General features: G+C 40.9%; 10 protein-coding genes and 1 pseudogene. 6 read left to right on the top strand and 5 right to left on the bottom strand.

The features are described from left to right. Positions 1–306: 306 nt before the first annotated feature. The gene (locus K6984_RS23730) at positions 307–1,605 is read left to right on the top strand and encodes a transposase (protein WP_221894003.1); all 1,299 of its coding nucleotides are present in this window, start codon (positions 307–309) and stop codon (positions 1,603–1,605) included. A gap of 643 nt (positions 1,606–2,248) precedes the next feature. Further along, a complete protein-coding gene (locus tag K6984_RS23725) occupies positions 2,249–2,662 on the top strand; it encodes a hypothetical protein (protein ID WP_221897689.1) in 414 nt (137 codons plus the stop codon). Positions 2,663–2,709: 47 nt separating this feature from the next. Here K6984_RS23725 and K6984_RS23720 read toward each other — a convergent pair. Continuing rightward, a pseudogene (locus K6984_RS23720) lies at positions 2,710–3,162 on the bottom strand (IS30 family transposase); the annotation flags it as partial. 258 nt (positions 3,163–3,420) lie between these two features. Here K6984_RS23720 and K6984_RS23715 point away from each other — a divergent pair. From K6984_RS23715 to K6984_RS23705, 3 genes are all read left to right on the top strand, one after another. Then, positions 3,421–3,810, top strand: a complete 390-nt coding sequence (locus K6984_RS23715; protein ID WP_221897687.1) for a hypothetical protein — start codon at positions 3,421–3,423, stop codon at positions 3,808–3,810. Positions 3,811–3,944: 134 nt separating this feature from the next. Next, positions 3,945–4,727, top strand: a complete 783-nt coding sequence (locus K6984_RS23710; RefSeq protein WP_221897686.1) for an enoyl-ACP reductase FabI — start codon at positions 3,945–3,947, stop codon at positions 4,725–4,727. A 143-nt stretch (positions 4,728–4,870) separates the two neighbouring features. After that, on the top strand, positions 4,871–5,056 hold the full coding sequence (locus tag K6984_RS23705; RefSeq protein WP_221897685.1) for a hypothetical protein: 186 nt from the start codon (positions 4,871–4,873) through the stop codon (positions 5,054–5,056). Between the two features lie 21 nt (positions 5,057–5,077). Here K6984_RS23705 and apbC read toward each other — a convergent pair whose 3' ends face one another. Then, a complete protein-coding gene (gene apbC / locus K6984_RS23700) occupies positions 5,078–6,169 on the bottom strand; it encodes an iron-sulfur cluster carrier protein ApbC (RefSeq protein ID WP_221897684.1) in 1,092 nt (363 codons plus the stop codon). A 179-nt stretch (positions 6,170–6,348) separates the two neighbouring features. On the opposite strand from apbC, the gene metG reads away from it, so the two are divergent. Further along, positions 6,349–8,367: a methionine--tRNA ligase gene (metG, locus tag K6984_RS23695; protein WP_221897692.1), complete on the top strand. Its 2,019-nt coding sequence runs from the start codon at positions 6,349–6,351 to the stop codon at positions 8,365–8,367. A gap of 167 nt (positions 8,368–8,534) precedes the next feature. On the opposite strand, the gene K6984_RS23690 is transcribed toward metG, so the two are convergent. From K6984_RS23690 to K6984_RS23680, 3 genes are all read right to left on the bottom strand, one after another. Beyond that, complete coding sequence (locus tag K6984_RS23690) at positions 8,535–9,518, bottom strand: transaldolase (protein ID WP_221897683.1); 984 nt, start codon at positions 9,516–9,518, stop codon at positions 8,535–8,537. Between the two features lie 324 nt (positions 9,519–9,842). Further along, complete coding sequence (locus K6984_RS23685) at positions 9,843–10,499, bottom strand: hypothetical protein (protein ID WP_221897682.1); 657 nt, start codon at positions 10,497–10,499, stop codon at positions 9,843–9,845. A 5-nt stretch (positions 10,500–10,504) separates the two neighbouring features. Further along, entirely contained in the window at positions 10,505–11,197 is a 693-nt protein-coding gene (locus K6984_RS23680) for a hypothetical protein (protein WP_221897681.1), read from the bottom strand. Positions 11,198–11,219: the final 22 nt, after the last annotated feature.

The raw sequence follows: 11,219 nt of genomic DNA, 5'->3' as shown, positions 1-11,219 counted from the left end.
CCCAATATTGAGTAGCTGAAATACACAATGCTGGTGTATCGAGGTTTATTTTAGGTGGTTTTGCCATGTTTATCATCAGTGTTCCCATTGAAAGAAGAAGTACCTAAACAAAGCAGCCTATAACCTACCTGAAGGTAGCACCACTCGAATATTTCCATCTTTTTGATTTTAATCACTTATAACAGCAAATAGACACTCTGTAGGCACCGTAAAAAAACAACAAATAATTTCAAATAAAGCTTGCAATTGCCGAAAAAATTTTTCTAAAAATTTCCGTTTTAATCACCTCATAAACGGATATCACCCATGCTTAAAGACCTACCACTCTCTGAACATATTCACCAACACTGCAATGAAAGTATGGAACGTGCCCTGTTAGCAGAGCGTCATCCTTTGTGGGCTCGTTCATGCCCAGAGTTGAAGGATATCGACTTTATTCGCCTTGGGTTATTACGCTGTATCAGTGTAGTCGATAGTGGTCGCCATTTCCTCCAAACCAATGAACAGATTTATGGCCAGCTGCTTCCCCACTCAACGTATTTTAAATCACTGAAGTCGCATAGACGAACAAGTATGCTTGAGGCATTTGAACAGCAGAGCTACCATCTTCACTCTGAAACACTGCTATCGCAAGGCATTGATTATCTTAAAGCATTCCCAGAACTTGACGAATACACCATAGAAGCAGCGGATGGACATTTTATTGATCATGCCTGCCATACTGAAAAAAACAGCAAGGGGAAAGTTTATGCGGCCGGGGGGATTTACGCGTTGAATCTCAGAAGTGGGTTGCTCAGATTTCTTTGTCTGGTGACAAACGGAACTCAGAGGCATCAAGAAATACCTGTGTTACGAGATCATATTGAAAAGCAAAACAAGGGAAATAACAGCTCTCAGAAACATCTCTATGTCTACGATAAAGCCGTCACCGACTTTGTCTGGTGGGATCGGCAGAAACGACATGCTAATTACATGATTTCAATGCTAAAAGAAAATTCAATTGCGACTCTGGTTGAGTCTATCCCTTTTGACTCCCGCCATGAGATCAATACAGGGGTTGAAGCATACAGTGTGTACGAAAACAAGGGCATCAAATTTAACGTGGTGGATTACCGTGATCCAGAAACCGGAAAACTTCACCGGTTTGTGACAACCTTGCCAATGACTATTAACCCTGGAACCATTGCCATGCTGTATTTCAAGCGATGGACGATTGAAAAGACATTCAATAACACTAAAAGTAATTTCAAGGAAACTAAAGCTTGGTCTTCCAATACCCGCTCACTTGAAAATCAAATGCGCCTGACTGCAATGAGCTATAATTTAATGCGCGTATTTGAAGAGATTTCAAAAACACAACAGCCAGAATTGATTCATCCATCGGATAAAAAATATAGCGAGGCTCTGGAGATAAGGCAGCAACAGGCCCAAAAACGAGATCGTTTTGTGAATCCATTATTTTTCCAGGCAAGAATATCTCGTATCAGCTCGTATACCATTCGGGCAGTTCAAAACGCAATAATAACAGGAATGTCTTTACAGTGCTTTATGAGCTCTCTTGTGGCGAGGTTAGTTTCACGGCCTCAATTGATAGGGGAACACTGATGATGTTTATAGCAAACCCCTACTTAATTCCCCTTAGGCAATAGCATTTGAAACGAATGAAAAGACTATTTTTTTCATATAGTTGTAGCATAGTTTCAATTTTACCATAAATACTTTTAATCATTACAGACCTCCCCTTTTTTCAAGAAAACAAACAATTCATCAATAACGAGTCAAACCTCTAATACAGCTTTATTCCAATTATTGATTTGTGTCGCATGGATGCCATATGTTCGCAGTACTCTCTGCTATTGTCTTTTCTCCTTTTAGCGCTTCTAGCACTACTTTTACTTTGGTTTGCGTACTATGCTTCTTACGATTTATGGTCATTTCTTAATCCTCAGTTTTGAGGGCAAGATTCTATCTTAAATACTGGTCTAGTTTTTGGGGATCATTATAGTGAGCGTAATGAGGTTCTAGCAGCTAAAAATTTACGTAATGAAATAGCAAGAACAATTAAAGAAGCCGGACAATATTATTAACCAATGATGAATTGTAACTACTCAGCGTATTTTTTAACTTTAAAATCAAATGGATATATTTTAATTTAACCTGACTTTAGTCATTTTCACCTTTAAAAAGGGGTGAAAATTGGACTAAAATTCAGAGAGATACATTAATTATTATTTTAAATCAATCTGTTATGAGTTTAAATTACGCTGAGACTAGTTCCGAGGTTTCCTTTGAGGACTGGAAGCTTTATGAAGGATGGGGGCGTGAGGCCAAACAATTAGATGAAGAGGGATCAAACCGTGGCCTGATTCTGAGTCTTTTGTTTGACCATTGCCTTCTCCTTCACCCAGAGCAAATAGCCCGCATTGAAAGCAAACTACCTGCGTATACCGTAGGAAGCTTACAGCGCAAGTCTCAAATGGATGTACTGCTTGAGTTCATCACGTCATTGCTAGAGTTTCCAGATCCTGGTGATAAGCTGAAAGAGTTAGGTGAATTAATAAAGGATGTGTTTCAACTGATGCCATCAGGGAAACATATGATTGGCAGAGATTTAGGGCGCTTAGAGCCAACACCATCATTAAAGTATTGTTCTGCTGGGTGAAGGTAAGCGTTTGATGGCAATGGGATGGAAAAACTTGAACATCGAGTATTAGGGATTCCTGTCCTATTATGGGCTGACCCATACCGCTTGCGATAGGTTTTGTTCTGATGCCGAAGATGCTTGTATAGTTCACCCCCTTCCTTTTTGTCCGCCAGAATATGCTGGTAGATTGTTTCATGATGAAGACTAATTATACCTTCTTGTTTTAACCGCCCTGCAATCTGTTCAGGACTCCAGTCATCCTCAATGCGAACATTAACAATGCCTTTTATTTCATCCGTTAATTTAACCTCTTTAGGCTTGTTTTTGTGTCGTTCTTGGGCAAAATCTTCTGCTTGTTTATGCCTGTAGCCTCTTTGACCTGTATTGCGTTTAATCTCGCGTGAAATATTGCTTTGGCTTCGTTCTAAGGCTTCTGCTATTTTATTCTGTGAAGTTCCCTTTTTTAATTCAATTTCTATATAATATCTTTCTTCAGGACATAGGTGTGTATAGCTCATTTGTAGCCTCTGTAAATTGTTTGGTAGCTGTTTACTTTACACCTATGTCTTGTCTTAATTCAACAGGTGTTAGTCTAGCCAATACTTGCAGAGGGTTATGCACTTATTATACGAATTCAGGTCCTGTTAAAATAGATGTTGCAGAGCTTATGCATTTCGCCTTTAATTGACTGTGATTTTATATTGCTCTTAATAAGATGACAATATGCCAATTTTTATATTAATTGATTCCTCTAAGAAAACAAAACACCTGCCGCTATGTTAGACGAAGAACTCAGACTCACCCTGGAAGAAAGAACCACCGATGCCTACGAGAAGCTAATCGAGAATATGCCACCCATAGGCCTTATCAGTCGCAAAAAACGAATTAAAGCCTATCAACAAATAACCGATATTGCACAATATATGATCACTAGCGGTGAAATAACCGAAGAAAGTGCCATGTATATTTTCTCGGTGATGATGCGTAAGTGTTCCAGGTTTCAGAAATCTGCAACAATGACTGCGCTCAGCCTAAACACTATTGTAAAAAATGCCTTTTCCCCGATAGGCCTGATATTTATTCTGGAAGTTCGGCGCACCTTAAATTTGCCCGCTACACATCATAGCGTGGATGAAAAGCTGGTCAACGAGGAAAAGCCTGATTAAGTATGCTGCAAAAGTTACAAGCGTACCGTAACACACAAACTACTGGATTATCGCTGGACTTCTCTATACAGCTCATAGATACTTAGCCACCTGGAAACAAACAACACTTTATAACACTCACCGGAGAAATAAAAATGGGATTCATGCAAGGTAAACGCGTCTTAATTGTTGGCCTAGCCAGCAATCGATCAATCGCCTGGGGTATCGCACAAGCAATGCACCGTGAAGGCGCAGAGCTCGCTTTTACATTTCAAAATGGAAAACTTCAGGGACGCGTGGAGAAAATGGCCGCCGACTGTAACTCAAATATTACCATTGAATGTGATGTCAGCAGTGATGAACAGATTGATAATGTCTTTACTCAGTTAGCCAAGCAGTGGGACGGGCTAGACTGCATCGTACACTCTGTTGCCTTTGCACCTAGAGAAGCACTAGACGGTGATTTTGTCGCCGCCACCACACGCGAAAATTTTAAAATAGCACATGACATCAGCTCATACAGCTTTACAGCTTTAGCAAGTGCGGGACGTAAAATGATGGCGGGGCGTAATGGTTCATTACTAACGCTGAGCTATTTAGGTGCTGAGCGCGCAATCCCGAACTATAATGTAATGGGAGTTGCCAAAGCCAGCCTGGAAGCCAATGTACGTTATATGGCCGTTGCTTTAGGCGCAGAAGGAACACGAGTAAACGCGGTTTCTGCGGGGCCAATTAAAACATTGGCATCTGCTGGCATTAACAACTTTAAGTCTATGCTCAGTAAAGCTGCAGATACAGCCCCACTGAAGAAAAATGTCACTATTGATGAAGTCGGTAATGTCGCCGCGTTTCTATGTTCAGGCCTTGCGTCTGGGGTGACTGGTGAAATTACCTATGTAGACTGTGGCTACAATATCGCGGGTATTGCGGCTTCTTAAAAGTCCACACACTGTCAGGCGCGCCATGCTACCTCACGAAATTCCGGGACTCCTGTCGCCGTAATTCGTTCACCTACGCAGCGAATAGGAGATGCTCCAGCCGCCCTGCGTCCGCCACAGACTGAGCACAAAGCAGCTCAGTCATGGCTACCACAAATGGCTCTACGGCTATTCGGGATAAAATTTTAGCCTCCCTCGCGCGCTATCGCGCACTTCGGATTGGCAAATTTCCCTGCGCCTTCTGGAGACTATCAGCCCGTCCGGGGCTGACAGCGAGAGCGGACTTCAGTCCGCTCGTCTTAAAGTCAACCATTATCATTGCGGACTAAAGTCAGCTCTACCCTGGTTTATTAAGTATTCTGCACCACAATATTAGGAAATTTACTACTATAGTCCTTGCTCTTTAAAGCTAGCTTGGCTGACATTTTGCGTGCAACTTCTTTATAGATTTCTGTGGGCCTGCCACCCGGGTCTGCAACTACCGTAGGCCTGCCACTATCGGCAAACTGGCGTATATGTATGTCTAAAGGTAAAGAGCCTAATAATTCGATATTATTTTTCTCAGCCATTGCCTTGCCGCCACCTGAACCAAAAATAGCTTCTTCATGACCGCATTCGCTACAGATATGCATGCTCATATTTTCCACCACACCTAGTACCGGCACATTAACCTTTTCAAACATCCCCAGACCACGCTGTGCATCAATCAGTGCAATATCCTGTGGTGTGGTAACGATAACCGCCCCGCTGACCGGTATTTGCTGTGAGAGTGTCAGCTGAATATCCCCCGTACCTGGTGGTAAATCGACTATCAGATAATCAATATTTGACCAATTAGTATCATTTAAAAGTTGCTGCAAGGCATTGGTTACCATAGGACCACGCCAAATCATAGGCTGGTCTGGCTCGATTAAATAGCCAATCGATATGGTCTGGATACCATAGGATACTTTAGGCATCATGGTCTTATTATCCTGACTTTCAGGATAACCAGATAGACCCAGCATGGTCGGAATACTCGGACCATAGATATCCGCATCCAGAATACCGACTATTGCACCTTCTGCCGCTAAAGCTAATGCCAGATTTACCGAAGTCGTTGACTTGCCTACCCCGCCTTTACCAGATGCAACAGCAATAATATTTTTTATATTATTAATCGGCTTAAGGGAATTTTGTACGCCGTGAGCCACAATATTAACGCTAATATTAACGCCAACCGAACTGACATCCTCCAGCGCGGAAATCTTGTCAGTAATTTGTTGCTTAAACCCTGCAATAAAACTTTTTGCTGGATAGCCAAGTTCCAAGCTCACTTTAACATGTCCGGCTTCAACAGTAATTGACTTTACTGAGCGCGCACTCACTAAATCGGTTTCAACATTTGGATCTATAATATTTTTTAATAAGTTTTCTATCTCTTTTTTTTCAATCATCGACATTTTAGCTACTCTCAGGCAGCATTGTTTTATTCAGGTAATTGCCTAGTATTTTACTTGGTAATTGCGTAAGTTTCTAGTATTCCTGATTTATCACTGTGTTCTAGTCAAAATAATAAGTTATTTTATGCCATAATATAGTGTTTATTTTAGCCATATATTTCAAGCAGACTTTACTCTTTATGTCAGACCGAAAAATCCTGATTACTAGCGCACTTCCCTATGCAAACGGCCCGATTCACTTAGGCCATTTAGTCGAATATATACAAACTGACATCTGGTCCCGGTTTCAAAAGCAACGTGGCAACCAGTGCTATTATGTTTGTGCAGATGATGCTCATGGCACACCTATTATGCTCAAGGCTGATCGCGAGGGCATTACTCCTGAAGAACTCATCGCCCAGGTTGGCAAGGAACACTTAAGCGACTTTACTGATTTTGGTATTCAGTTCGATAACTACCACAGCACGCATTCAGACGAAAACAAGCTATTTTCCAGCCTGATATATGAGCGTTTGCGTGATGATGGACATATTACTTCACGCAGCATTACCCAGGCATACGACCCGGTAAAAGAAATGTTTCTACCTGATCGCTTTATTAAAGGCGACTGCCCAAAATGTAATGCTAAAGACCAATATGGTGATAATTGCGAAGTCTGTGGCGCTACCTACTCACCTACCGAATTAAAAAATGCAGTCTCTGTAGTATCAGGTGAAAAGCCTATAGAAAAAGATTCAGTCCACTACTTTTTCAAGCTTGCAGATTTCAATAATATGTTGCAGGAGTGGACTACTACTGAGGGACACTTGCAGAACGAAGTCAGTAATAAATTAGCTGAATGGCTGGAAGGTGGCTTACATGAATGGGATATCTCTCGTGATGCACCGTATTTTGGCTTTGAAATCCCGGATGCTCCTGGCAAATACTTTTATGTCTGGCTAGATGCCCCTATCGGTTATATGGCCAGCTTTAAAAACCTGTGTGCAAAGCAGAACCTGGATTTCGACGAATTCTGGAGCAAAGACAGCAAAACCGAGCTATATCATTTTATCGGTAAAGATATTATCTACTTCCATGCCTTATTTTGGCCTGCAATGCTAGATGGTGCTGGCTTTAGAACTCCGAGCGCTGTATTCGCGCATGGTTTTTTGACTGTTAATGGCGAAAAAATGTCTAAGTCGCGCGGCACTTTTATTAAAGCGCTGACTTATCTTGATCATTTAAACCCTGAATATCTACGTTATTACTTTGCTGCCAAACTAGGTGCTGGCGTTGATGATATAGATTTGAGCTTTGAAGACTTCACACTAAGAGTGAATTCCGATTTAGTGGGTAAGGTGGTTAATATTGCCAGTCGCTGTAGCGGATTTATCAAGAAGCGCTTTGCAGGTCAATTATCTGCACATTGCTCTGAGCCTGAATTGTTCCAACAATTTATATCAGCCAATGACGAGATTGCTGAGTTATATGAATCGCGTGAATACGGCAAGGCTATGCGTGAAATTATGGCGCTGGCTGATAAAGCCAATCAATACATCGATGAGAAAAAACCCTGGCTGATTGCCAAAGAAGAGGGAAAAGATCAAGAGTTACATGATATCTGCTCTATGGGTATAAACCTGTTTCGCTTACTAGTTGCCTATTTAAAGCCAGTCTTACCCAAACTGGCAACAGACAGTGAAGATTTCCTGAATATTCCAGAGCAAGTATGGCCTAGTGCTGCAGAGCCTCTGCTCAGCCATGAAATTAAATCATTTAAAGCGCTCATGACTCGCGTTGATGAAGCTAAAATTGCGGCTATCGTAGCAGAGTCTAAAGAAAATCTAGAAAAAATAGCCGAGCCTGTTGCGAAGAAATTTGACCCTATTGCTAATGAAATTGAGTTCGATGACTTTGCCAAAATAGATTTACGTATCGCCAAAATCATTAAAGCAGAACATGTTAAAGGAGCAGATAAACTACTGCAATTAACCGTTGATATTGGTGATGAAACTCGCAATGTCTTTGCCGGAATTAAGTCCGCTTATAAGCCTGAAGAGCTGGAAGGAAAGCTAACCGTTGTGGTCGCTAATTTAAAGCCGCGTAAAATGAAGTTTGGCATATCGGCGGGCATGGTGCTTGCTGCAGGACCAGGTGGTGAGGATTTATGGGTCTTACACCCAGATGATGGAGCACAGGCCGGAATGCGGGTTAAATAATGGAGGGATACAGCTTGGCTTCTTGCACAGAAAAAGAGCCAAACCAAAATTCTAAAAAATGTCGAGTTAACTCATCTATTTTCACTTGATAATCTAAGCAAGACACTTTCTTCCAGACATAAAAAAAGGCCTACAGTGTAGGCCTTTTCCAAAAAGCTTAAAAACTATTAAGCTTCTAATTCAGCAAGACGACCTGCTAATAACTCTTCTAAAAGTACCAATGCTTTTTCAAAGCCTTTAATACCTTCATCTAGTTTTTCAGTCGCCATCCGATTTTCAGCGTGCATTTTATCAAATGTCGCTTTATCAACATTGATTTCTGCGATATCCATCGCCTTTGCTTTAGCCGCGTCTAACTTAACTGGCAAATTACCTTCAGTAGATTGTAGTTCATCTAGTAATGCAGGAGAAATTGTCAGTAAATCACAACCTGCCAATTCAGTGATCTCACCGATATTACGGAAACTTGCTCCCATTACTTCAGTTGTAAAACCAAATTTTTTATAATAGTTGAAAATTTCAGTCACAGAAACAACGCCAGGATCTTCAGCTGGCGCATAAGAGTCACGACCGGTATCTTTTTTGTACCAATCTAAAATACGTCCTACGAAAGGAGAGATCAATGTGATGCCATTTTCAGCACATGCAATCGCCTGATGTAAACCAAATACTAATGTCAGGTTGGTATGAATGCCTTCTTCTTCAAGCACTTTTGCTGCCATAATACCTTCCCAGGTTGCAGCAACTTTAATCAAAATACGTTCTTTGCTTACACCTGCAGCTTCGTACTGTGCAATTAAATCACGACCTTTGGCAATCGTAGCATCTGTATCATATGAAAGGCGCGCATCAACTTCAGTAGAAACACGGCCCGGAACGATTTCAAGAATTTTCAAGCCGAAAGATACCGCTAAACGGTCAAAAGCAAGCCCAACAACCTCAGATGCAGGAGCAGAAGCACCTACAGTTTCACGTGCACCTTTTAATGTATCATCTACAATCGCCTGATATTGTGGCATTTGTGCAGCTGCAGTAATCAACGAAGGGTTAGTCGTTGCATCTCTTGGTGTAAATTTTTCAATTGCGCCAATATCGCCTGTGTCTGCGACAGCAACAGTTACTGCTTTAAGTTGGTCTAAGTAATTAGCCATTGTTAAATACCTTTAATATAGTGAAAGAAAATTAAAATAGGTTTACACATTACATTAATATATAAACGGAACTTGATTAGCTTTGAAAGCTTTGCCGCTGGAAATTAAGTCGTAATCTCCTGCACGACAGGCTTCTTGGTGATAGCTTTTCGCGCAAGATTAATCTTGCCAAAAGACATTTAAATCTACTTTCCTTACTTTTTATAGTAAGGAAAGTAGATTTAAATAATAATGCTATTCTCTGTAATCATTACTTTCAGCTTATTAGCTGAAAGTAATGATTACAAAGCGGGTTTGTCCTGTATAAAAACAGGGCATGTAAACTTAGGTCACTACCTGCTTCTGGGCAACTACTCGTTTCGCAATATATTTAGCAACACTACTCGTTAGCATTGTAGGCTTGTTTTCGATATATTTAGTCACACTAGAAGGAGGGATAATAACTACCTCTGGCTTATTTTTATCTGCCTGAGCTTTTTTGATTACATATCTATCAACACTGCTTACCTGCGCATCAGCACGATTAAACAAATATCTAGCTACACCTGTAAGAGCAGGCTTATTCTCAACAATATTTGTTAAATATTTAGCCACACCGGTAAGAACTGGCGCAGCTTCCTGGGCATCTCTTATGGCTTGCTCCTGGCTTTCAACATACCTGGCCACACCACTTAACTCTTTATCTTCTGCACTCATTAAGTTCTCCTCTATTTTTCTTAGTTCTATCGTTTCTTTAAGCCGGGCATTTGTCACGTCTTTTTCTTCACTCGTAAGCTCAATTGAGCGAGCATTTCGCGTATTGATATATTCACCAACGCTACTTAACTTTTTTGCATAAACACTACCACCCTGCTCAACAGGTTTATTACGTAGATATTTAGCGACACCAGTTAAACCGTCTTCCGATGGTTCGATTACATCATCACGATAAATATTTTGACTAGTTTGCTTACTGGAAAAAATACCTGATAAAAATCCCATGTTAATTATCCTCGCTTCTGGTTACGCATATATTTTTCTACACCCGTTACCTTTTCAGAAGCTGTTTTTTTAGCGGCAACGACTTTTCTTGCAACATATTTTGCAACACCTGATTTAGGCGCGACCTGGTTTGCTTCTAAATATTTATCTACACTAGAAAGCTTTGGTACTTTATTCTGTAAATATTTAGCAACGCCACTGACACCATCAGCATTGCGAAAATTTCCTGAGTTTACTGGCTTTCTTGATACAGCTGCTTGCTTAGGCTTGGCTGTTCCTTTAGCTGCCTTACTATAAAGAAAGCCAGCTACGCCTAAAACAACAATGGCAAACAAAGGATTCATTGAAGAGTCATCACTAGAAGTAGTGGTTTCTGCTTCAACAGGAGCCGCAGATGACACAGCCGCTCTTTTTAGAGGAACCGAACTATTCGTAACTGTACCAGCTTTGTGTTGGTAACCTTTGTCTATATACAGCACTTCAGGTTGAAAATTCGCTGCAGGATAATTGGCATCTGCAGTTGATTTTTCGCCTTGAGAAGAACTAGATGACCCTGAACCCTGATGCTGATAACTTTCATCCTGATACAAAATTTTAGGTTGAAAATCAGCTGCCGGGTAATCAGTACCTGCCGTCACAAAAGGACTTGCAAGTAATAAGGCAGTAAATATACCTTTTTTTAAATTATTTTTTTTCACGCAATTCACCTATAGGTAGTAA

Source organism: Bathymodiolus japonicus methanotrophic gill symbiont, assembly GCF_019721995.1.
GTDB lineage: Bacteria > Pseudomonadota > Gammaproteobacteria > Methylococcales > Methylomonadaceae > Methyloprofundus.
The sequence above is the reverse complement of the archived record's forward strand: the minus strand, read 5'-3'. Positions and strand labels throughout refer to the sequence as shown.